The 22,815-nt window shown below is 61.5% G+C and carries 20 protein-coding genes; 5 read left to right on the top strand and 15 right to left on the bottom strand.

Annotated elements, in window-relative coordinates; genetic code table 11:
- Positions 1-13: 13 nt before the first annotated feature.
- From PMI03_RS09190 to PMI03_RS09170, 5 genes are all read right to left on the bottom strand, one after another.
- The gene (locus tag PMI03_RS09190) at positions 14-1,084 is read right to left on the bottom strand and encodes a Gfo/Idh/MocA family protein (protein WP_007692238.1); all 1,071 of its coding nucleotides are present in this window, start codon (positions 1,082-1,084) and stop codon (positions 14-16) included.
- 7 nt (positions 1,085-1,091) lie between these two features.
- The gene (locus tag PMI03_RS09185; protein ID WP_007692236.1) at positions 1,092-2,117 is read right to left on the bottom strand and encodes a Gfo/Idh/MocA family protein; all 1,026 of its coding nucleotides are present in this window, start codon (positions 2,115-2,117) and stop codon (positions 1,092-1,094) included.
- A gap of 73 nt (positions 2,118-2,190) precedes the next feature.
- On the bottom strand, positions 2,191-3,075 hold the full coding sequence (locus PMI03_RS09180) for a carbohydrate ABC transporter permease (RefSeq protein WP_007692235.1): 885 nt from the start codon (positions 3,073-3,075) through the stop codon (positions 2,191-2,193).
- On the bottom strand, positions 3,068-4,003 hold the full coding sequence (locus PMI03_RS09175; RefSeq protein WP_085946446.1) for a carbohydrate ABC transporter permease: 936 nt from the start codon (positions 4,001-4,003) through the stop codon (positions 3,068-3,070). The genes PMI03_RS09180 and PMI03_RS09175 overlap by 8 nt, the downstream gene beginning before the upstream one ends.
- A 37-nt stretch (positions 4,004-4,040) precedes the next feature.
- On the bottom strand, positions 4,041-5,324 hold the full coding sequence (locus tag PMI03_RS09170) for an ABC transporter substrate-binding protein (RefSeq protein ID WP_007692231.1): 1,284 nt from the start codon (positions 5,322-5,324) through the stop codon (positions 4,041-4,043).
- Positions 5,325-5,506: 182 nt separating this feature from the next.
- On the opposite strand from PMI03_RS09170, the gene PMI03_RS09165 reads away from it, so the two are divergent.
- The 4 genes from PMI03_RS09165 (at position 5,507) to PMI03_RS09150 (ending at position 10,248) form a co-directional block, all read left to right on the top strand.
- Complete coding sequence (locus tag PMI03_RS09165; protein WP_007692230.1) at positions 5,507-6,202, top strand: TetR/AcrR family transcriptional regulator; 696 nt, start codon at positions 5,507-5,509, stop codon at positions 6,200-6,202.
- Between the two features lie 136 nt (positions 6,203-6,338).
- Entirely contained in the window at positions 6,339-7,484 is a 1,146-nt protein-coding gene (locus PMI03_RS09160) for a Gfo/Idh/MocA family protein (RefSeq protein ID WP_007692229.1), read from the top strand.
- 33 nt (positions 7,485-7,517) lie between these two features.
- Positions 7,518-8,933, top strand: a complete 1,416-nt coding sequence (locus tag PMI03_RS09155; RefSeq protein ID WP_007692228.1) for a hypothetical protein — start codon at positions 7,518-7,520, stop codon at positions 8,931-8,933.
- Between the two features lie 49 nt (positions 8,934-8,982).
- A complete protein-coding gene (locus PMI03_RS09150) occupies positions 8,983-10,248 on the top strand; it encodes a Gfo/Idh/MocA family protein (RefSeq protein WP_007692226.1) in 1,266 nt (421 codons plus the stop codon).
- Between the two features lie 16 nt (positions 10,249-10,264).
- On the opposite strand, the gene PMI03_RS31590 is transcribed toward PMI03_RS09150, so the two are convergent.
- The 4 genes from PMI03_RS31590 to PMI03_RS09130 form a co-directional block, all read right to left on the bottom strand.
- Positions 10,265-10,852: a transglycosylase SLT domain-containing protein gene (locus PMI03_RS31590; protein ID WP_007692224.1), complete on the bottom strand. Its 588-nt coding sequence runs from the start codon at positions 10,850-10,852 to the stop codon at positions 10,265-10,267.
- A 114-nt stretch (positions 10,853-10,966) separates the two neighbouring features.
- Entirely contained in the window at positions 10,967-11,989 is a 1,023-nt protein-coding gene (locus tag PMI03_RS09140; protein WP_007692223.1) for a hydroxyacid dehydrogenase, read from the bottom strand.
- Positions 11,986-13,842, bottom strand: a complete 1,857-nt coding sequence (locus PMI03_RS09135) for a DUF2264 domain-containing protein (RefSeq protein ID WP_007692220.1) — start codon at positions 13,840-13,842, stop codon at positions 11,986-11,988. Before PMI03_RS09135 ends, PMI03_RS09140 begins: the two co-directional genes overlap by 4 nt.
- 41 nt (positions 13,843-13,883) lie before the next feature.
- A complete protein-coding gene (locus PMI03_RS09130; RefSeq protein WP_007692219.1) occupies positions 13,884-14,906 on the bottom strand; it encodes a LacI family DNA-binding transcriptional regulator in 1,023 nt (340 codons plus the stop codon).
- 150 nt (positions 14,907-15,056) lie between these two features.
- Between PMI03_RS09130 and PMI03_RS09125 the strand changes: the two genes are divergently transcribed.
- Entirely contained in the window at positions 15,057-16,352 is a 1,296-nt protein-coding gene (locus PMI03_RS09125; RefSeq protein ID WP_007692217.1) for an ABC transporter substrate-binding protein, read from the top strand.
- A gap of 253 nt (positions 16,353-16,605) precedes the next feature.
- On the opposite strand, the gene PMI03_RS09120 is transcribed toward PMI03_RS09125, so the two are convergent.
- The 6 genes from PMI03_RS09120 to PMI03_RS09095 all read right to left on the bottom strand — a co-directional run bounded on the left by PMI03_RS09120 (position 16,606) and on the right by PMI03_RS09095 (position 22,807).
- Complete coding sequence (locus PMI03_RS09120) at positions 16,606-17,466, bottom strand: 5'-nucleotidase, lipoprotein e(P4) family (protein ID WP_007692215.1); 861 nt, start codon at positions 17,464-17,466, stop codon at positions 16,606-16,608.
- Positions 17,467-17,697: 231 nt separating this feature from the next.
- A complete protein-coding gene (locus PMI03_RS09115) occupies positions 17,698-19,428 on the bottom strand; it encodes an ABC transporter substrate-binding protein (RefSeq protein ID WP_007692213.1) in 1,731 nt (576 codons plus the stop codon).
- Between the two features lie 213 nt (positions 19,429-19,641).
- Positions 19,642-19,929, bottom strand: coding sequence for a DUF2160 domain-containing protein (locus PMI03_RS09110; RefSeq protein WP_007692211.1), 288 nt, complete (start codon positions 19,927-19,929; stop codon positions 19,642-19,644).
- A gap of 12 nt (positions 19,930-19,941) precedes the next feature.
- Positions 19,942-20,865: a carbohydrate ABC transporter permease gene (locus PMI03_RS09105; protein ID WP_007692209.1), complete on the bottom strand. Its 924-nt coding sequence runs from the start codon at positions 20,863-20,865 to the stop codon at positions 19,942-19,944.
- Positions 20,862-21,734, bottom strand: a complete 873-nt coding sequence (locus PMI03_RS09100) for a carbohydrate ABC transporter permease (protein WP_007692207.1) — start codon at positions 21,732-21,734, stop codon at positions 20,862-20,864. Before PMI03_RS09100 ends, PMI03_RS09105 begins: the two co-directional genes overlap by 4 nt.
- Positions 21,735-21,736: 2 nt before the next feature.
- Positions 21,737-22,807, bottom strand: coding sequence for an ABC transporter ATP-binding protein (locus PMI03_RS09095; RefSeq protein WP_007692205.1), 1,071 nt, complete (start codon positions 22,805-22,807; stop codon positions 21,737-21,739).
- Positions 22,808-22,815 lie beyond the last annotated feature (8 nt).

Below are 22,815 nucleotides of genomic sequence, written 5' to 3'. Positions count from 1 at the left end.
CGCGGGGCAACGTTCATGCCGGCCTCCAGCTCTTGTATTTCGTGCTTTCCGGGCCGACCGGAAAGCGGACTTCGGTACGCGTTTCCGACGATTCGTAAAAGGCGGTGACCAGTTCCAGCGCCTGACGGGCGTCGACGGTGGTCACCGGCAGCGGGCCGCCGGACACCAGTGCCTCATGGAACAGCTTCATCTGTGTGTTGAAGCGGATCGGCACAGGCTGCCAGTCTGCGAGCAAAGCGTCGATCTTCTCCGCAATCTCGTCATTGGCGGGCACGATTTTCCACGGATCCTGGCCGGGGCTATAGGGTTCATGGTTGCTCTCGATCATCACGTTCTCGAAGCAGAGGCGCAGGCGGCTGATCTGCTCCTGCGAGCCGAGCGTGGCGCTGATCGTCGCAAGCGCGCCGTTCTGCATCAGCAGGCTGGCGCTGGCGCAATCTTCCACTTCGATATCGTTGACGCGGGTGGCAACGCGGCCGAAGAGGCCGGCGATCGGTCCCATCAGATAGGTCAGCATGTCGTGCAGGTGGATCGAATGCGTCATCAGCACGCCGCCGAGTTCCGTCGCCCATTTGCCGCGCCAGGGGACCGCATAATAGTCGGCGCCGCGTACCCAATGGGTTTCTGAGGTCGCGACATAGGCTTTGCCTGCAATACCGGCCTCAATGATGCGCTTGGCCTTCTGGATGCCGTCGCCATAACGATACTGGAAGATCGGCATCAGCCGGCCCTTTGCCGTCTTCTCCGCGGCGATCACCGCATCGATATCGGCGAGCGAGCCGACCAGTGGTTTTTCGCAGACGACGCTCTTGCCGGCTGCGAGCGCCTGCAGGATCATTTCGAAATGCGAGCCGGGCGGCGTGCAGATATCGACGATGTCGATATCCGGCATGTTCAGCACCTCGACGAAATCCTTGAGGCGTCTGGCGATGCCGAATTCGTCACCGACAGCGTTCAGGCGTTCCTCGTTGAGATCGCAAAGCACGGCGACCTCGAAGCGATCGGAATGCGGCAGATAGCCCTCGACAATATGGGAGCGGCCGATGCCGAGACCGATGACCGCGACTTTCTTGATGTCGGACATATGCAAATTACCTCTGCAAGCTGTTGAGCGATGTCGCTTCGGCCAGAGCCTGGGCCTTCAACGCCAGCTCCATGGCCTTGAAGCAATGTTCCTGCCCCATCGCGGTTTCGGTGCGGTCGCGGATATCGGCGGCCAGTTGCCGGCCAAAGGGCAGGTCGACCTCGCTGCAATCGATATGCTGCATGCCTTTGCGGTCGGTGAGGAAGAGATGGTCCGTGCCGGGGCGGCCGGCGACGTCGATATATTTTCTGAGCTCGATCGTGCCTTCGGTGCCGACAATGAACAGGCGGCCGTCGCCCCAGGTGGAGAGGCCGTCGGGCGTGAACCAGTCAACGCGGACATAGCCGGTGACGTCGGGCGTTCTCACATGGAAATCGCCATAGTCCTGCAGCCCTGGTGTCTCGGGATTGGCGCGGTTCGAGACGGTGGCCGACAGGATCTCGGCTTCGAGCGAACCGGCGAAGAACAGGAACTGCTCGCATTGATGCGAGGCAATGTCGGCGATGATGCCGCCATAGCGCTTGCGGTCGAAGAACCACTCCGGCCGGGTCGGCTTGCGCAGCCGGTGTGGGCCGAGACCGGTGGTGTGGATGACCTTGCCGATGGCACCGGCCTTGACCAGTTCGCCGGCCTTGACGGTCGACGCCGTCTCGAAATGCTCGGAATAAAGGATGGAGACGATACGCTTGGTCTCGGCCTGCACCCTGCGGACTTCAGCAAGCTGATCCAGAGTCACCATGCCCGGCTTGTCGAGCATCACGTCCTTGCCGTGGTGCATGGCCTCGATCGCGAGACCGGCACGCTCGCTGGAAATCGCGGCGCTGACGATCAGCGCGATGGAGCGATCTTCGAGGATCTCTTTCTTGTCGGCAACGCGCTTTGCCTGCGGAAAGCGCTCCGCGAAGACGGCCGCAAGGTCGTCCTCGATGGCGTGGAAGGCGACCAGTTCCGCGCCTGCCCGGAGCATGACGTTGACCTGACCGTAGATGTGATCGTGGTTGATACCGATGGCGGCGAAGCGCAGGGCGCTCATGCGATATTCCTTTCAGTGGATTTTGCGATGCGATCCCAATTGCTTTCAGGCTTTTGGGATTGCGTTTTCGTTTTCAGCGTTTGAGACCGGCCGTGGCGATGCCGTCGATCAGCAGCCTCTGGAAGAACAGGAAGATCAGGAAGACGGGGATCAGCGAGAGGCTCGACATGGCGAACAGGCTGCTCCAGTCGGAGCTTCCGGTCGAGTCCACGAAGGAGCGCAGGCCGAGCTGAACCGTGTAGGTGTTGATATCGGAGAGATAGATCAGCGGACCGAAGAAGTCGTCCCAGGTCCAGATGAAGGAGAAGATGGCAGCCGTCGCCAGTACCGGCAGCGATAAGGGCAGCATGATGCGCCAGTAGATGCGCCAGGGGCTGCAGCCGTCCATCATTGCCGCTTCGTCCAGCTCGCGCGGGATGCCGCGGAAGAACTGCACCATCAGGAAGATGAAGAAGGCATCGACCGCAAGGAATTTCGGCACGACCAGCGGCAGCATGGTCTTCACCCAGCCGAGCTTCAGGAAGAGGATATATTGCGGGATCAGCGTCACGTGATAGGGCAGCATCAGCGTGCCGAGCATCAGCGCGAACCAGAAATTCTTGCCCCAGAAGTTCAGCCGAGCGAAGGCATAGGCCGCCAGCGAGCAGGAGATGACGTTGCCGATGACCGAGAGCACGGCGATGACGACGGAGTTCCAGACGAAGGAGCCGAAGTTCACCTGTCCGCCGAACCAGCCGCGCGGAAACGAGCTGAAGTCGAAATGCGATGGGATTAGCGATGCCGTGCCGAAGATCTCGTTCTGGTCCTTGATCGAACCGGAGAGCATCCACAGCAGCGGATAAAGCATCACGATCGACGCGCCGATCAGCGCGATGTGGATGAGGATGGAGAAGAACCAGGGACGCTCGCGCGGCGGGCTCAAGTCTTCGGGAAAGTGGGTGAGCTTCGCGTCAGTCATCGTAGTGGACCCAATAACGAGCGGAGAGGAAGGAGAAGGCGGTGAAGATCGCGATGATGATCACCAGGATCCAGGCGAGCGCCGAGGCATAGCCCATGCGGAAATAGCCGAAGGCTTCCTGGTAGAGGTAGAGCGTGTAGAACAGCGTCGAGTCGATCGGCCCGCCGGTGCCTGAAGAGATGACATAGGCCGGCGTGAAGGCCTTGAAGGCGTCGATGGTCTGCACGACGGCGTTGAAGAAGATCACCGGTGTCAAAAGCGGCAGGGTGATCTTGAAGAAGATCCGCACCTTGGACGCGCCGTCGAGGCTGGCGGCCTCATAGAGATCGGTGGGGATCTGCCTAAGACCGGCCAGGAAGATGATCATCGGCGAGCCGAACTGCCAGACGGCGAGGATCACGAGCGTATAGAGCGAATAGTCCGGATTGGAGATCCAGCTCGGGCCGTTGATGCCGAACAAGTACCAAAGCAGCGTGTTGACGACGCCGTCGGCATCGAAAATCTGCCGCCAGAGCACGGCGATGGCGACGCTGGAGCCGAGCAGCGACGGCAGGTAGAAGATGGCGCGATAGACCGGCAGGCCGCGAATGCCGCGGTTGAGCAACAGCGCCACCAGCAGCGCGAAGGTCAGCTTCAGCGGCACGGAACAGACCACGTAGAACAGCGTCACCTTCATCGACGAGATGAACTTGTCGTCGGCGGTGGCGATACGCACGTAATTGTCCAGCCCGACCCAATCCGGCGCCTGCAGCAGGTTATAGTCGGTCAAGGACAGATAGAGCGAGGCGATCGCCGGCCCCAGCGTCAGGCCGAAGAAGCCGATCAGCCAGGGCAGGAGAAAGAGGTAGCCCGGTGCATTGCGCGAGAATGCGCTCGGCGCCTTGTAAATGGTCTCTGTGCGCGCTCGCGCGTTCGCGCCGATGGCCAGGCCACCGGCAACGCTGTTGCTGTTTGTACCCACGGTATCAGCCTCGCGTTATGTTTGCTGCTGCCTGTTCGACGAATTTCGTTGCGCCGTCCTGCGCGCTGCTTTTGCCGAAGGCGACTTCCTCGGCGATCTTCTTCAAGAGGAACGCATTTTCGCCGGCGCCGTTCGGCGGAGACGGCGGCAATGCTCCGACATGCGGTGTCAGGCGGCCGATATAGTCGACGACCTGCTTGCTCGTCGCATCGAGGTCCTGTGTCAGAAGATCGCGGATCTTCGGCGAGGCGGGAACGCCGCGCTCGACGCCGAGTGTCTTGGCACCGTCTGGACTTTCGACCAGATAATTGATGAAGGCGACGGCGGCGTCCTTGTTGGCAGAACTCGCCGAAACCGACATCAGCATCGACGGCTTCAGATATTGGCCGGGCTTGCTATCCGGATTGCTGGGATAAGCGATCAGATCCAGCTTTTCCTTGACGAGGCCCTGGATGGCGACGAACTGATTGGAGTGGGCGTAGCTGACAGCCGACTTCTTGGTCACGAGCGTGTCGGTTTCAATGGTCTGCTGGTCGAGCGCCTGTACATCGGCCGGCACGCAGGCGCCGCTTTTGCGCAATTCGGCCCAGAAAGCGAACCAATCGGCGGCGTCCTTGGCCTCGAAGCCGAGCTTGCCGTCATTGGTGTAGAGCGCCTTGCCGTGCTGGCGCAGCCAGCATTCGAGGGCGGGTTCTCCGCCGCTTTCATCGCCGGTGCCGTAGACGCCGCGGCGCTTCTTGGCTGCCGTGAATTTGGCGCAGGCGTCACCGAGCTGCTCCCAGGTGAGGCCGTCATGCGGTTGCTCGACGCCGGTTTCCTGCCAGGCGGCGGCGTTGACGACAACCATGGAGGAATTGACCCCGAGATTGACGCCATAGATCTTGCCGTCGACTTTGCCGGAATCGATGTTCGGGGCGCCGAAATCCTCGATCGTAAGGCTCTTGCCGAGATAGGGCGTCATGTCGAGCAGCGTGCCGCGGCGCGCATATTCGAAGATGTAGCGATAGTCCATCTGGATGAGGTCGGGCGCATTGCCGCCGGCGGTCTGCGTGGCGAGACGCGTCCAGTAGCTGTCCCAGCCGAAGGTTTCGCCGGCGATGGAAATATCCGGATTCTTGGCCTGATAGGCTTTCACGGCTGCGAATGTGCGGTCGGCGCGTTCCTTGGACCCCCACCAAAGAAGCCGCATCGCGGTTGCCGCATTGGCGCGGCCAAGTTCGATACTGCCGAAAGCAAGCGTTGCTGCCATGCCGGCAAGCAATTGCCGGCGGTCGATCGTTAAAGTCATCCTGGTCTCCTCCCCAGTTAACCGATGATCTACGAACTGCTTTGCAAGATATAACTATTTGGTTACAAGTTGGATAGAAACACGACCGCTGTCAAGCGCCAATCGTATCACACTCAAAACGGCGTGCGCTGAAGCTTGAGGCGTCCGACGTGAGAGAGATGGATCGGGGAGGAGAAATGCCAATGGCGACAAAGGCGAGGCAAGGACCTGAAAAATCCTCAAAGACCGGTGCGGATGGCGATGTGATCGCCAAGCCGACGAAGGTGCCACGCAATCCGCAGCGCACCCATGCCACGATCCTGGATGCGGCGACGGCGGAATTCGCCGCGCATGGTTTCGGCGGCGCCAGGGTGGATGCGATCGCGGCACGGGCGCAGACCAACAAGCGCATGCTCTACCATTATTTCGGCGACAAGGAGGGGCTTTATGTCGCCGTGCTGGAGGCGACCTATGCGGAAATCCGCAGCGCCGAGAAACATCTGGATCTCGCAAACCGCAATCCCGAGGAGGGAATGCGGGAGCTGGCGCTGTTCACCTGGCATCATTTTCTCGAGCATCCGGAGTTCCTGAGCCTGCTCGTCACCGAGAACCTGCATGAGGCGCGTTACCTCAAACGTTCCGACAAGATCCTGGCGATGCATTCGCATTTCATCGCCGAGTTGGCCGGGGTGCTGCGACGTGGTGAAGCAGCTGGCATCTTCAGGCCCGCTGTCGATCCGGTATCCGTCTACCTGACCGTCGCGGCACTCGGTTTCTTCTATCTGTCCAACCGCCATACGCTATCGACGATTTTTGCCCGCAAGCTGACGGCGCCTGATGCGCTGAAGGCCTGGGGCGAGCATATCGTCTCGGTGACGCTCGCCTCGATCAAGGCCTAGAGAAATTTTCGAAAGGCGATTGACAAGCCCGGACGGATCGCGCCATCGTGTAACTATATAGTTACATTGGCTGCGCGGCCAAACCTTTGCTTTTCCTGACTCGGGAGGGAGTCGGATCAAACGATCGGGAGGGATCATGAAACGCATCGGGATCATCATGCACGGCGTCACGGGACGCATGGGGCTGAACCAGCATCTCATTCGCTCGATCGTGGCGTTGCGCGCCGAGGGCGGCGTGCTGCTGTCGAACGGCGAACGCGTCATGCCCGATCCGGTCCTTGTCGGCCGCAATGCGGCGCGATTGGAGGAGCTGGCCCGCAAATATGGCATCGAGCGCTGGACCACAGATCTCGACGGCGCGCTCGCCGATCCTGACGATGCGATCTTCTTCGATGCTGCAACGACGCAGATGCGCGCCGAACTGGTCTCCAAGGCTCTAGACGCCGGCAAGCATATCTATTGCGAAAAGCCGATTTCGGACGATCTCGACACGGCCGTGGAGCTCGCCCGCAAGGCCAAGGCGTCCGGACTGAAAAACGGCGTAGTGCAAGACAAGCTGTTCCTGCCCGGTCTTCGCAAGATCGCCATGCTGCGCGACAGCGGTTTCTTCGGCAAGATCCTCTCCGTGCGCGGCGAGTTCGGCTATTGGGTGTTCGAGGGTGACTGGCAGACGGCGCAGCGGCCGTCGTGGAATTACCGCAAGGCGGATGGCGGCGGTATCATCCTCGATATGCTCTGCCACTGGCGCTATGTGCTCGACAATCTCTTCGGGCCGGTGAAGGCGATCAGCTGCCTCGGCGCCACCCATATCCCCGAACGTGTCGACGAGGCCGGCCGGCGCTATGTCGCCGATGCCGACGATGCGGCCTACGCCACCTTCGAGCTTGAAGGCGGCATTGTCGCCCATATCAATTCCTCCTGGGCTGTCCGCGTTCGCCGCGACGATCTCGTCACCTTCCAGGTGGACGGTACGCATGGCTCGGCGGTGGCCGGCTTGACCCGTTGCTTCACGCAGCACCGTGTCAACACGCCGAAGCCGGTGTGGAACCCGGATCAGCCGCAGACGATCGATTTCTTCGATACCTGGGACGAGGTGCCGGACAATCAGGTCTATGACAACGGCTTCAAGATCCAGTGGGAAATGTTCCTGCGCCATGTGCTCGAGGACGCGCCCTGGCGCTACACGCTGACGGAAGGCGCCAAGGGCGTGCAGCTCGCCTCTCTCGGCCTGAAAAGCTGGGCCGAGCGCCGCTGGCTGGATGTCGAGCCGCTGGAGATTTAAGCCGGCTCACCGCCACAAGAGGAATGTCCTGCTATGACCGAGCCATTGAAAATCAGACTTGTCGAGGCGCAAGCTTTCGAACGCCCCGTCAAGCTGCGGCTTCCCTTCCGCTTTGGGGCGGCGACGCTGCGGGAGGCGCGACAGATTTTTCTGCGGGTCCGCATCGAGGATGCCCACGGCCGTTCGGCAAGTGGGATGGCGGCCGAGCTGATGGTGCCGAAATGGTTCGACAAGTCGCCTGAGCTCACCAATGCCGATAATGAAAACCAGCTTCGCCGCTCGCTGGCCTTAGCGCTTGATGCCTTGCAAGGTGCGGGATTGGAGACAGCCTTCACGCTGCATGCGGCTGTCGAAGCGGCCCATCATGCGCGCGCCGCGGCTGAAAAGCTGAACGGCCTGGTCGCCTCTTTCGGCCTGGCGCTCGCCAATAGGGCGATCCTCGATGCCCTCTGCCGGCTGGAGGGGTTGACGGTGGCGCAGGCGATCAAGGCCAACCGCCCCGGTATCGACGCCTCGACCACGCCCGATCTTGAAGGTTTTGATCTTTTAGGCTTCCTTTCGACATTGGCGCCGGCCAGGAGCCTTGCCGCCCGCCACACCGTCGGCCTCGTCGATGCCATAGAGACGCGCGATATTGCAGCGGGTGAACGCCTCAACGACGGGCTGCCGGAAAGCTTTGAAGAGGCGATCGATGCCTATGGCCTGACCTTCTTCAAGGTGAAGGTGTCGGGCGTTCTGGACGCCGATATCGATCGTCTTTGCCGCATTACCGCGGTGATCGACGCCAAGGTGCCGGCCTATTCGGTAACGCTTGATGGCAACGAGCAATTCGCGTCCGCCGAGGCGGTGGCCGATCTGTTGGCGCGTATCCGGGCCGAGCCAAAACTGGCGCGGTTCACCTCGTCGATCCTGTTCGTCGAGCAGCCGATCGCTCGCGCCTATGCTTTCGAGAAGCCGGTAACGGCGCTTGCCACCTTCAAGCCGGTCGAAATCGATGAATCCGATGCCGATATCGACGCTTTCATCACGGCGAGGCGGCTTGGCTATACCGGCATCTCCTCCAAATCCTGCAAGGGTTTCTATCGCTCGCTATTGAACCGGGGGCGCGTCGCCAAATGGAGCGCTGAAGACGGCATTGCCTATTTCATGTCGGCGGAAGACCTGACGACGCAGGGCGGCCTTGCCGTGCAGCAGGATCTGGCGCTCGCCTCGCTGATCGGCATGACGCATATCGAGCGCAACGGTCACCACTATGTCGACGGCATGGCCGGCGCCCCCGAGGCCGAGCAGGCGGCTTTCGCGCGGGCGCATGACGATCTCTACGCCGTTCGCGACGAGCGGACGCGGCTGAGGATCGAAGGCGGAAGGATCGCCATCGGCTCGGTCATCGGCGCCATCGGTCTCGGTTCGTCCATCGCTCCCGACTGGAGCGCGATGGAGAGGTCGTAATCACCTTCTTCCCGGCGGGGAGAAGGAGAACTGTTTCTGGAGGAAGAACATGCCGTCGTCATCGAAGAAGCGCTATGCCCTGGTCGGAACCGGCAATCGCGGCGCTACCATGTGGGGCAAGGATCTGGTCGAGCGTTGGGGCAACGAGGTCGAGCTTGTCGCTGTTTGCGATCTCAACGCGATGCGCGCCAAGCGCGCTCTGGACTATATCGGCGCCCGGGTGCCGGTCTATACCGATTTCGACGAGCTGCTGCGGGTCGAAAAGCCGGATCTCGTCATCGTCTGTACGCGTGACTCCTCCCATGACGACCTGATCGTCAAGGCGATGGAGGCCGGCGCCAATGTCATCAGCGAAAAGCCGATGACGACGACGGTCGACAAGATCAAGCGCATTCTTGATGTCGAGGCGCGAACCGGCAAGCGGCTCGACGTCTCCTTCAACTACCGCTTCGCCCCGACGGCCGCGAAGATCAAGGAGCTGATCAATTCAGGCGTCATCGGCGATGTCACCTCCGTCGATTTTCACTGGTATCTCGATACCAGTCATGGTGCCGATTATTTCCGCCGCTGGCATGCCTTCGTCGAAAATTCCGGCAGTCTCTTCGTGCATAAGGCGACGCATCACTTCGATCTTCTGAACTGGTATCTGGATTCCGATCCCGAGACGGTCTCGGCCTTCGCCGATCTCAAGCATTATGGCCGCAAAGGTCCTTTCCGCGGCGAGCGCTGTCGTAGCTGTCGGTACAAGGACGAGTGCGACTACTATCTCGATATCAGCGCGACACCGCTGCTCGAAAGTCTCTATGAGGATCCATCGACGGTCGATGGCTACGTCCGTGACGCCTGCGTTTTCCGCGAGGATATCGATATCCCCGACACGATGGTTTCCTCGATCCGCTACCGCAACGGCGTCAACGTCTCCTACTCGCTGAACACCTACATGCCGATCGAAGGCCACCACATCGCCTTCAACGGTCACAAGGGCCGTATCGAGATGCGGCAATATGAGAAGCAGAAATGGACAACGCCACCGGCGGACGAAATCGTCGTCATGAAGAATTTCGGCGATGTCGAGCGCATCTGGGTGCCGCATTCCTCCGGCGGCCACTATGGCGGCGACGACCGGCTGCGTAACATGCTGTTGCGCTCGGGGCCGAACGATGAACTCAGACAACGCGCCGGTTCACGCGCGGGCGCGATGTCGGTTCTCTGTGGCATCGCGGCGCTGGAAAGCAGCCGCACCGGCCAGCAGGTTTCGATCGCCGATATTTGGGGCGAGGATGGTGGTTTGAACCTGCTGGAGGCGCGGCCGTAAAGGCCCGCGCCGTCCCTTAGCTGCAGCCCGGCAATTGTTGCGCGTAGAGCGCCGTCATGCCGTTAAAGCGTTTGGCACCGGCCAATGCGGTTGCATTGCCGCGCCATGACCCCTGCAGATAACCCTTCGTGCCGGAATAATAGGCGAGATAGAGATCGTAGGAATCGTTGAGCGCGATGCCGGTCTCGAGGTGCGTCCGATAGTGATACCAGCCGACGAAATCGATCGCGTCGGAGAAGCTGGTGCGGCTTGCGCCCCAGTTGCCTGTCTCGCGCTTGTACTTGTCCCAGGTGCCGTCCAGCGCCTGCGAGAAACCGTAGGCGCTCGATGGGCGCTTCCACGGAATGAAGCCGAGCAAATATCGTCTGGGCGGACGGGCACGCGGCTGGAAACCGGATTCGGTATAGATCGTCGCCATAAGGATCGGCACGGGGACGCCGTATTTGCGCTCGGTGCGCTCGGCCGCCCGCTGCCAGTTGTTGAACCAGCCGTCGCGCTGATCGAAGATCGCGCAGACATTGCGGGTACGGGTGGGCGCGGTGGCGCAGCTCGCCAGCACGCCGAGCAGCAAGACAGCCAGAATGGAAAGAACGCGAGTACGCATGACTAGAACCTCTTCGCTAAAGAGATTGCTAGCCGGGAATGATTAAAAACGGGTTTTCCATGCGTGCCGAAATGGGGCGTTTTCAGGGTGTTTTCATGAATTTGCTGCGTTGCGTCATGCCATGCGCGCCAGATCCTCGCGGCGGATTTCATAGAGCAGTGGTTTGCCCTCGATGAAGCGGATGGCCTCGTCCACCGCCATCTCGCCGAGACGGGTGCGCTCCAGACCGACGGCGCCGGCAATATGCGGTGTCAGGAAGACGTTCGGCAGGTCGTAAAAGGTCGAACTTGCCTCCGGGATTTCAGGATCGGTGACGTCGATGATCGCGTCGATGCGGCCGGTTTTCAGGGTGGCGAGCAGGGCGGCCTCGTCCACTAGCGCGCCGCGTGCCGTGTTGATGAAGGTAGCGCCGGGTTTCATTAGGGACAGACGGTGTGCGTCGATCATATGCCGCGTTGCCGGCAGCGAGGGCGCGTGCAGCGAGACGATATCGGCGTTGGCCATCAGGGCATCGAGTTCGGTCTTCTCGACGCCGAGACGGGCCGCTTCCGCCTTGTCGACCATTGGGTCGTAGAGCAGGATCCTGTAGTCGAAGGGTGCGAGCAGTTCGATCACCCGGCGGCCGATGCGCGATGCGCCGATGATGCCGACCGTGCGGCCGTAATTGCCGATGGCTTCGGCCTGGATCGGCTGCGTGCGGTGGCGGTTACGGTCGGCGGCATAGAGGTCGCGAAAACGGAAGACCTGCTTGCCGGCAAAGATGATCGCGGCAAGGGTGAACTCGGCAACCGGCAGGGCATTGGCCTGCGCCGCATGGCTCACCACGATATTCCTGTCGAACAGACCGTCCTCGATCAGGCCCTTCACGGTGCCAGCCGCATGTGCCACCAGCCTCAAATGCGATGCCTGCGCCAGTGTGGCTTCATCGATGGGCGGCGAGCCCCAGCCGGTGATCAGGATCTCTGTCTCGTCGAGCAGCTTGCGCGCTCTTTCATCGTCGAAGCGCACCATTGGCGCGGCGTCGAGGACGCGCCCGATCGTATCGAGACGCTGGATCAGAGCTGATGGTATCACATGCTGGGTGCGCGACGGCTGCATGGCGAAAGCAATGGTCGGGCGGGAGGCGGATGATGTCATGGCCGGCGTTCCGGCGCTTCGATGGCGCTGACGGTGACGCCTTTCTCGGCGATCAGGGCGTGCAGGGCGTCGATGTCGGGTTTCGCGGGTGGCTTCGTCCAGGCGCCGGAAACAGCCGAGGGATCGTGCTCGGCGAGGACGGCGGAGACGAGAATGGTTTCGCCCGCCGGGATCGTGCCGCGCAACTGCGGCACGAGCGTCTTTGAGGCGATCAGGTTGGTGTTCGGCGGCGCCTTCTGCGCCACGCCGTCGCGAGCGATTGTCGAGCCGAGATCGACAATACCGCTGAAATCCTCTTCGCCGATGGCATAGGCAGCACCTTTGCCAGCTGAGAGCGTGTCGGTCTCGAAATCGCGCCTGGCGATGGCAAAGCCGCCTTCGGCGGTTTGTAGCGGTCGAGGGGTGACGATCTTGTGCAGGCGAATATGCCAGGGGGCAGCGGGGATCAGCCAGGTCTCGACGGTGACGTCGGGCAAGGGCGACCATTTGGCATAAAGCGTATCGCCGGCGAGCTTCGCCTCCTGATTGGTCTCGCGGACGCGGTAGTGCAGGCCGTCGTCGCTGAAGGCGAGCATGCTGTCGAGCGCCGCGCCGGTGAAGGCGCGTTCGTCGCTTTCGATGCTGAAGCCATAGCGGGCGGAATAGGCGAACTTGGCGTATTTCTCCGCCCCGAAGCGCATCTGCTGATTTTCCTGGCCGGAAGATAGCGCCACGACATCGGCGTTGCTTCGCATCATCACCATGCCGGGATGTTTGAGCGGGACGATCGATGGTTCGGCGGCCTGCGGCTTTTCCTCTGCCGTCCAGAAGGGATGCGTCTCGGGGAGGGCCAGCGGCAGGAAGGCCTTGAAGGCCCAATAGGGCGAGCCGGCGGAATTATAGTTTTCCGACATCAGCAGGTTGGGATAGGCATAGCCGATCGGCAGCGTGCCGTCGCGGTTGGCGATCGGCTTGTCGGCCCACCAGCGCAGGTGCCGGAGGCAAAGCCCCTTGATCTCGCCCCAGGGCAACGCCTCGACATCGGCAAAGGCCAGCGCCGACCAGAAGCCGGCGCAAGCGAAACGGTAGGTCAGGCTGCGGCCGAAGGGGATGGTGGCACCATCCGGCGCGAACCAATGGCGGAAGTCTTTGGCGAACAACGCAGCGCGTTCGCGGTAGCGCTCGGCGCGGTCGTCGTTGACGAGCTTGGAATAGATCAGCCCATAGAAATGCATGGCGAAGGGAACGTAGTGGTCGATGCGCCGGATATTGCCGTCGCGATACCAGCCGTCGGCGATGTAGAAGCCGTCCAATTCCCTCAGGTAATCCTCCGTCAGGCTGCGATCGAAAGTGGCGCCGAGCCGATCCAGCGCGATGTCCACCAGGACACGGAAGAAGCGCCAGTTGTTGTCGGCATAGTCGAAGGTGCGGGCGTGCTTGAGGTAGGCGATGAGATTGCCGCGGGCGCGAGCATCCAGCGGCTCCCAGATCTTCTCCGGCACCAGCGCCAGCGCAAAGCCCAACGCGGCAAGCTCGACCATGCGCTGGTCGCGGCCGTTGACACCGCCCCAATATTCCGGATGGCTCGGATCGACGCCATTGGCGATGCCCTCGGCATAGCGGTCCCAGTGGGCGAAATCTCCGCCGCCAGCGCCAAGTGGCGCAAGGCCCCAGAGCGGACGGGCAAAACCTTCGAGATCGGCAGCGGCGCGGTCGAAGTGTGCTCCTGCTGCGTCGATGCGGACGCGGGCATTACCCTTGGAAAAGTACGGCAGCAGCGGATCGAACAGGTCGGTTAGCGCGCAACGCATGTCGGAGCGGTTTTTGAGCGGATTGCCGGCAAGCGGATTGGTACTGACGGGATCGTAGATCATAGGTCTGGCTCTTGCTTGGTCGCCTCCGCAGGAGACGCGCTTCAGGTTTCGGGCGGAAGGGTGCCGCCGGGGATCGGTATGACGGCATGACAAACGTGGCGCGCGGGCGCGTCGCGATCGCGGAAACGGGCGATCATCAGGTTGATGGCCTCGCGCCCCAGGGCGGCGCGGTCGACGCGCATGGTGGCGAGGCGCGGATTGGTCATCAGGGCGCAGGGCAGGTCATCGAAGCCGACGATGGCGAAGTCGTCGGGCACGCGCAGACCAGCTTCGGTAACGGCATCGAGCACGCCGACGGCGATGAAATCGTTCATGCAGAAGGCGGCGGTGAAGCTGCGATCCTCGGCAAGGATGGCGGCGGTGGTATCATGGGCCTCCTGGCTGGAGCTGCCGCGGAAGGTCATCGGCACGATCCGGCCTTCGGCACCTTCCACCGAGGCGATCGCCGCTTCGAAGCCCCGGACGCGTTCGCGGATCGTCTGGCGGTGAGAGCCGGTGAAATGCAGGATACGGCGATGGCCGGCATCGAGCAGCCGGCGGGTTGCGGCGTAAGCGCCGAAGAAGTTCGAGGGCGAAACGCCATCGAAGCGCAGCTTCGGGTCGGTCCCGTTGACGAGCACGGTCGGCGTGCCGCTTTCCTCCAGCCAGGGGCGCAGGTCGTCGGGCGGGTCGATGCCGACGAGGAACAGTCCCTCGGCGCCTGCCGCCTGAAGCTGCTCCTGGATATGCTCCGGCGAGGTCCTCGCCTCGCGGACAAGGCGGATGTCGAAGGGCATGCCGCGTTCGGCGGCGCCAGCGCGCAAACCCTCGAGAATGCCTTCGTAAAAGACGCTGAGGCCGCCCGTGGCGCTGTCGCTGGCAATCAGCGCCAGCCCTCCCAGCATGCTATCGACGGCCGCCTTCAGGGGGTAGCCGAGGTCGGTCGCCACCTTGAAAATCTGCTGGCGGATCGTGTCGCTGATGCCAGGCTCGTTGGTGAGCACCCGCGACACGGTGGAGACGGAGACGCCGGCCCTGCTGGCAATATCGGCTTGGGTGATGCGTTTGGATCGAAGCTCGTTCATAGCGCAACAATCATGCAAATAACGCAAATTTGCAAGAAAAAGATTGTTTATTGCGTTTCGCAATGAACTTGCATATCCTCCCGTGGAATTATCCGCAGTAGGCGTCGGGGAGATCGTCGCGGATAGCAACGCAAGAGAAGGAGGAATCTCATGCGCGTGAATCGTCGTTCATTCATGATCGGAACTGCCGGTGCCGTGGCCGGTCTCGCTTTCGGTGGAGGGGCCATGCCCGCCTTTGCCGACGCGACGCAATTGCGGGCGATGTGGTGGGGCTCGCCCGATCGCGGCAAGCGCACGATCGGTGTCGCCGAGCTGTTCCATGCCAAGAACCCGGATATTTCCGTCGTTGGCGAAAGCATCAGCGGTGATGGCTACTGGGCAAAGCTCGCGACCGGCATGGCCAGCCAGAACATAGCGGATGTCTTCCAGCTCGAGCCGAGCACGATCTCGGACTATTCCAAGCGTGGCGCCTGCATGCCGCTCGACCAATTCGTGCCCTCGACGCTGAATGTCGACAGCTTCGGCAAGGATGTGCTGAAGCTGACCACCGTCGACAACAAACTCTATGGCGTCGGCCTTGGGCTGAACTCCTTTGCGATGTTCTACGACGAGGAGATGTTCAAGAAGACCGGCCTCACACCGCCTGGCCCGACCACGACATGGGCCGAGTATGCCGATCTTGTCGTTGAGATGACCAAGGCGGCCGGCAAGCGCGGCTATTGGGGCGGTCCCTATGGCGCACGCTACAACTATGTGCTGGATGCCTGGCTGCGTCAGCGGGGCAAGAGCCTTTACACGGATGAGGGCGGTCTCGGCTTCAGTGTCGACGACGCCAAGGAATGGTACTCCTATTGGGAAGATCTGCGCCAGCGTGGCGGCACGGTCTCGGCCGATGTCCAGACACTCGACCAGAACGTTATCGAGAGCAACTGCCTGGCACTCGGCAAATCCGCCATCGGCATGGCTTATTCCAACCAGCTCGTCGGCTATCAGCTCGTGGTCAAGAGCAAGCTCGCCGTCACGATGCTACCGCGCGAAAAGAAGGATGGTCCTTCCGGCCATTACTATCGCCCGGCCCTAATCTGGAGCGTCGGCGCCACCAGCAAGAATGGTGAGGCGGCAGCGAAGTTCATCAACTTCTTCGTCAGCGATTCCGATGCCGGCAAGATACTCGGCGTCGAGCGCGGCGTGCCGATGTCGCCCGCCGTGCGCGCCGCCATCCTGCCGACGCTGAACCCGGTCGAGCAGCAGACAGTGAAATATATCGAGCTGTTGAAGGATCAGGTCGGAACCTATCCGGTGCCGGCACCGCTCGGCTCGCAAGAGTTCGACCAGAACGTCATGCGCCCCGTCGCCGACCAGCTCGCTTTCGGCAAGATCACGGTCGCGGAAGCGGCGCAGAAGCTGGTGGAGGAAGGGGCGACGAAGCTGAAGCGGAAGAGTTGAGCGGAGGCTTTTCAATACGCCGAACGTCCGGCACCCCCCTCTGTCACTTCGTGACATCTCCCCCACAAGGGGGGGAGATTGGTAACTTGTGTCAGGGTCTCGCCTCAAACGAAGATCGTGGTCGCAGATACTAAGGGATTTGGTTTAGCGAAGGTGCGAGCGACATGCTCCTAACGATCTCCCCCCTTGTGGGGGAGATGTCACGAAGTGACAGGGGGGGTATCGCACCCTCCTCCAATTCTGCCGCTGATGTTTACTTCCCATCCCAGGGCTTCAACGCATCCTGCTTCAACTGGCGCTGTTTTTCGGGCGGAAGCTTGTAGTCGCCCTTGTAGGGCGCGCTTTCGAACGAGCCGTAGGTCGGGTTGGCGATGACGATCCAGTCGTGGCCGAAATGGGCGGCATTGGTTTCAAAGACCTTCTGGCGCTCCTCAAGTGTGCCCTTGTAGTCGTCGGTGAAGTCGCCGAAATTGTCGCCGAACATCAGGAGAATACGATAGTTCTTGGCGATGAAGGCGCGGCGCGTGCCCTTGGCCGAGCCCCAGTCTGGCTGTTCCTTGGCGCTGAGGAACGTGTCGACATTATCGCCCATCGGGAAGCCGAAGCGCTTCATTTCCTCGACGGTTGGGCCTTCCTCGTCGGCGGTGCGGTTGGTGACGTAGAAGACCTTTACGCCCTTGGATGCCGCATATTGCGTGAATTCGACGGAACCCGGAATGGGGCTGTCCTGCTGGGCGTTGACATATTTGGTCCAGCTGTCCGGCGTGAAGCTGGTGCCGGCAATGATGTTCTGGGCCTGATAGGGCGATGTGTTGAGTACGGTGTCGTCGACATCGAGGATGATTGCCGGGGGGAAATCCTGGAAGTTGCCGGTCTGCTCGACCGGGGCCGCGGTCCAGCTCTTGTCCGCCAGCGCTTCATCGAGTCGGATGCGGCCGAGCGCGTAGGCGCCGAGCGCATTTCCCTTGGCCTCGACCGAGGTCTGGTCCCAGAGAACCGCATTGAGATTGTCGTCGGGCTGGGCTGTCGGCAGGTCGGCTGCCAAAGCCGGCAGGGCGGCGGCAAGGCTGAAGGCGGTCATGAGCGCCCGGCGCCCAAAATATCCGTTTCTCACGCTGTTCTCCTTATGATTATTGGCTGCTGAAAATCCGCGAAGCATATCAACGGTTTCTGATGTATTCGGATGCCATGATCCAGATAAGGATAGTTCGTGCTCGCAGGAAATGTGTCAAGTCTGTGACAGTCGCGACGCGGCTGGTTTTTGCTGTTTTCCGTGCCTGGCCATCACGAAAAAATGCCGGAGCCCTTTCAGGCCCCGGCATCCATATTGCGTTACAGGCTCGGCTTACTTCTGCGCGTCGGCCCAGCTCTTGACCAGTTCGTCGTAGTTGACGGTGACCGGCTTTTCCTTCTCGTTGGCGATCTTCAGCTGCGGAGCGAGATGGCCGTTCTTGACGGCATCGGCGTTCCAGTAGGCGAGATCATGCTCTTCGGCGAGTTTCGGACCGATATCGCCCTGAACACCGGCGCGCTCGATGCGCTGCATCACCTTTTCCTGGTCGGCGCAGAGTGCATCCATGGCACCTTGCGCGTTCTTGGCACCCGATGCGGCATCGCCGATCGCCTGCCACCAGAGCTGCGCCAGCTTCGGATAGTCCGGAACGTTGGTGCCGGTGGGCGACCACTGCACGCGTGCCGGCGAACGATAGAACTCGATCAGACCGCCGAGTTCAGGCGCACGCTTGGTGAAGCTCTTGTCGCGGATGGTGGATTCGCGGATGAAGGTGAGGCCGACATGGCTCTTCTTCACGTCCACCGTCTTCGAGGTTACGAACTGCGCGTAGAGCCATGCGGCCTTTGCGCGGTCGACCGGGGTCGACTTCATCAGCGTCCAGGAACCGACGTCCTGATAGCCGAGCTTCATGCCGTCCTTCCAGTAGACGCCATGCGGAGACGGCGCCATGCGCCATTTTGGTGTGCCGTCGGCGTTCATGACCGGCAGGCCAGGCTTGACCATGTCGGCGGTGAAGGCCGTGTACCAGAAGATCTGCTGGGCGACATTGCCCTGCGACGGAACCGGACCGGATTCCGAGAAGGTCATGCCTTGAGCTTCCGGCGGTGCATAGGCCTTCAACCAATCGAGATATTTCTGGATGGAGTAGACGGCGGCCGGGCCGTTGGTGTCGCCGCCGCGCGCGACGCAGGAGCCGACCGGACGCGAGTTGGCATCGACCTTGATGCCCCATTCGTCGACGGGCAGGCCGTTCGGCAGGCCCTTGTCGCCGTTGCCGGCCATGGAAAGCCAGGCATCGGTGAAGCGCCAGCCGAGCGACGGGTCCTTCTTGCCATAGTCCATATGGCCGAAGACCTTCTTGCCGTTGACGTCGCGGCCGGTGAAGAATTCGGCGATATCCTCATAGGCCGACCAGTTGACCGGCACGCCGAGATCGTAGCCGTACTTCGCCTTGAAGTCGGCCTTGTTCTTCTCGTCGTTGAACCAGTCGTAGCGGAACCAGTAAAGGTTGGCGAACTGCTGGTCGGGGAGCTGGTAGAGCTTCTTGTCCGGTGCGGTGGTGAAGCTGGTGCCGATGAAATCCGCGATGTCGAGGCCGGGATTGGTAACGTCCTTGCCCTCGCCGGCCATCCAGTCGGTCAGGTTGCGGACCTGCTTGTAGCGCCAATGTGTGCCGATCAGGTCGGAATCGTTGACCCAGCCGTCATAGAGGTTCTGGCCGGTCTGCATCTGCGTCTGAATCTTCTCGACGACGTCGCCTTCCTGGATGACGTCATGGGTGACCTTGATGCCGGTGATGGCGGTGAAGGCCGGTGCCAGAACCTGTGATTCATACTGGTGGGTGGTCAAGGTTTCGGAGACGACCTTGATCTCCATGCCCTGGAAGGGCTTGGCCGCGTCGATGAACCATTGCATTTCCTTTTCCTGGTCGGCGCGCGAGAGCGTCGAGACATCGCCGATCTCCTTGTCCAGGAATGTCTTGGCTTCGTTCATGCCGGCCTGAGCCGAGCCGGCCAGAGCCAGCAGCACGACTGCCGTCGTTGTTAAGAGATTCCGTCGCATATATTCCTCCCTACAGGTTGCGAACGCAGTGTCAGGCGACCGGATCCCCGGCCATCTGTATCGACTTGTCTTACGGCGTCCCATGTCAGAAGACGGACATGGGACGCCGTAACTCTTGAAACCGTGTCAGAGCCCTTACCGGGAGCGCTCTGACTTTTTGTTTTTACGCAATTCCGGACGGAAAACCGCTGACGCACTTTTCCTGGAATTGCTCTAGACCAGGCGGAAGACGCCGATGGCATAGACCACGGAAATGCCGACCGCCCACCACAGGCTTGGCCCGATCAGACCCAGCCATGCGATATGGATGAAGGCGGCGCCGAGCAGCGAGACGAATAGTCGGTCGCCGCGCGTCGTTTCGAAGCGCAGGATGCCGATGCGTGGATTGCCGCCGGGCGAGACATATTCCCAGACGGCCATGCCGATCAGCAGCGCCAGGATCGTTGCGAAGAACAGCGCGGTCGGCAGTGTCCAGGCCATCCAGGAAAAATCGGTATTCATGATGGTCTCCCTTCAGACGCGGCCGAGCGCGAAGCCCTTGGCGATGTAGTTGCGGACGAAATAGATGACGAGTGCGCCGGGGACCAAGGTCAGCACGCCGGCGGCGGCAAGCAGGCCCCAGTCCATGCCCGATGCCGAGACCGTGCGCGTCATGATGGCGGCGATCGGCTTGGCGTCGGTCACCGTCAGCGTGCGGGCGATCAGAAGCTCGACCCAGGAGAACATGAAGCAGAAGAAGGCAGCGACGCCGATGCCGCTGGCGATCAGCGGAATGAAGATCTTGATGAAGAAGCGCGGGAACGAATAGCCGTCGATATAGGCCGTTTCGTCGATCTCCTTCGGCACGCCGGACATGAAGCCTTCGAGGATCCAGACCGCCAACGGCACGTTGAACAGGCAATGCGCCAGCGCGACCGCGATATGGGTGTCGATCAGGCCGAAGGCCGAATAGAGCTGGAAGAAGGGCAGCGCAAAGACCGCCGGCGGCGCCATGCGGTTGGTCAGCAGCCAGAAGAAGACGTGCTTGTCGCCAAGGAAGCGGTAGCGCGAGAAGGCGTAGGCGGCCGGAAGGGCGCAGCCAACCGAGATCACCATGTTCATGACGACATAGGTGATCGAGTTGATATAGCCCTTATACCAGGACGGATCGGTGAAGATGATCGTGTAGTTGCGCAGTGTCGGCGCATGCGGATAGAGCGTCAATCCGCCGACGATCTCCTCATTGGTCTTGAAGCTCATGTTGACGAGCCAGTAGATCGGCAGGAGCAGGAAGACGATGTAGAGCGTCGGCACCACCCAGGACCAGCGTCCCTCTTCGCGATGCCGGCTTACCGACTGTGTGCCGGTCGTGGCCGGAGCGTTCGCGGCGGAGCTTGAAGCGGCCAATTGGTGCATCGTTGCGTCGTCGGCGGTGGTGGAAAGAGGTTTGGCGCTCATCGCGTCGCTCCCGCATCATAATTGGTCATGACGGTATAGAAGACCCAGGACAAGAGCAGCACGATCAGGAAGTAGACGAGTGACATTGCTGCTGCGGGGCCGAGGTCGAACTGGCCGAGCGCTATCTTGACGAGGTCGATCGACAGGAAGGTCGTGGAATTGCCGGGGCCGCCGCCGGTGACGACGAAGGGTTCGGTATAGATCATGAAACTGTCCATGAAGCGCAGCAGCACGGCGATCAAAAGCACGCGGTTCATCTTCGGCAGCTGGATGTAGCGGAAGACGGACCAGCGCGAGGCGCCGTCGATCTTGGCGGCCTGGTAGAAGGCGTCGGGAATGGAGGCAAGGCCGGCATAGCAGAGCAGCACGACAAGGCTTGTCCAGTGCCAGACATCCATGAGAATGATCGTCGCCCAGGCGTCGACCGGATCGGATACGTAATTATAGTCGATGCCGAGGCCGACGAGGACATAGCCCATCAGACCGATATCGCTGCGGCCGAACACCTGCCAGATCGTGCCGACGACATTCCACGGGATCAGTAGCGGTAGCGCCATCAGCACCAGGCAGACCGGCACGCCGACGCCCTTCTTCGGCATGTTGAGGGCGATGAGGATGCCGAGCGGCACCTCGATCGCCAGAATGACGAAGGAGAAGATCAGGTTGCGGAACATGGCGTCCCAGAAGCGACCGGAGTGCAGGATCTCCTCGAACCATTGCGTCCCCGCCCAGAAGAAGACGTTGTTGCCGAAGGTGTCCTGCAGCGAATAGTTCACCACCGTCATCAGCGGAATGACGGCCGAAAAGCCGACCAGCACCAGGACGGGGATGAGCATGAACCAGGCTTTGTTGTTCCACGGCTTGTCCATGATCAGGCTCCCATCTCGACGCGCCAGGAGTTGGCGTAGATATTGATGCCGGCGGGATCGAAAGCGATATGCGGTTCGGCCGGCACGGTCTGGTCCTCGCCGATGACGGCGACGATATCCTGCCCATCCAGCTTGGCGCGCACCACCTTGCGGCGGCCGAGATCCTCGACCTGCGTGACCGTCGCCGGCATGCCTTCGCGGCCGAGACGGACGAATTCCGGACGAATGCCGAGTTCGGAGCGGCCTTCGCGCCGCTCGATGGGGGCGCCGGGGAGGGCGATGGTGCGGTTGCCGAGCCGCGCATTGCGGCCATCGATCTCGATCGGCAAGACGTTCATGCCCGGCGAGCCGATAAAATAGCCGACGAAGGTGTGGCGCGGGCGCTCGAACAGGTCGTTCGGCGTGCCGATTTGCACCACCTCGCCATTATACATCACCACCACCTTGTCGGCGAAGGTCAGTGCTTCCGTCTGGTCGTGGGTGACATAGACCATGGTGAAGCCGAAGCGGCGGTGGAGCTGTTTCAGCTGCGAGCGCAGCACCCATTTCATGTGTGGGTCGATGACCGTCAGCGGCTCGTCGAACAGGATGGCGTTGACGTCGGAGCGCACCAGGCCGCGGCCGAGCGAAATCTTCTGCTTGGCGTCGGCCGTCAGGCCGCGCGCCTTGCGGTGGGCGCTGTCGGACAGGCCGATCATCTCGATGATCTCGTCGACCTTGCGCTTCACGTCGGCTTCCGGAACGTGCCGGTTGCGCAAGGGGAAGGCGAGGTTTTCATAGACCGTCATGGTGTCGTAGACGACCGGGAACTGGAAGACCTGGGCGATGTTGCGCTCCTGGGTCGATAGCCGGGTCACGTCCTTGCCGTCGAAGAGGATACGGCCTTCCGAGGCGCGCACCAGGCCGGAGACGATGTTGAGCAGCGTGGTCTTGCCGCAGCCGGACGGCCCGAGCAGCGCATAGGCGCTGCCGTCCTCCCAGCTGTGATGCACCTCCTTCAGCGCATAGTCCGCATCGGACTTCGGATGGTCGTTATAGGCGTGTCGGATATGATCCAGGTCGATACGTGCCATTGGCCGTG

The sequence above is a fragment of the Rhizobium sp. AP16 genome, from assembly GCF_000281735.1.
Taxonomy (GTDB): Bacteria; Pseudomonadota; Alphaproteobacteria; order Rhizobiales; family Rhizobiaceae; genus Rhizobium; species Rhizobium rhizogenes.
The sequence above is the reverse complement of the archived record's forward strand: the minus strand, read 5'-3'. Positions and strand labels throughout refer to the sequence as shown.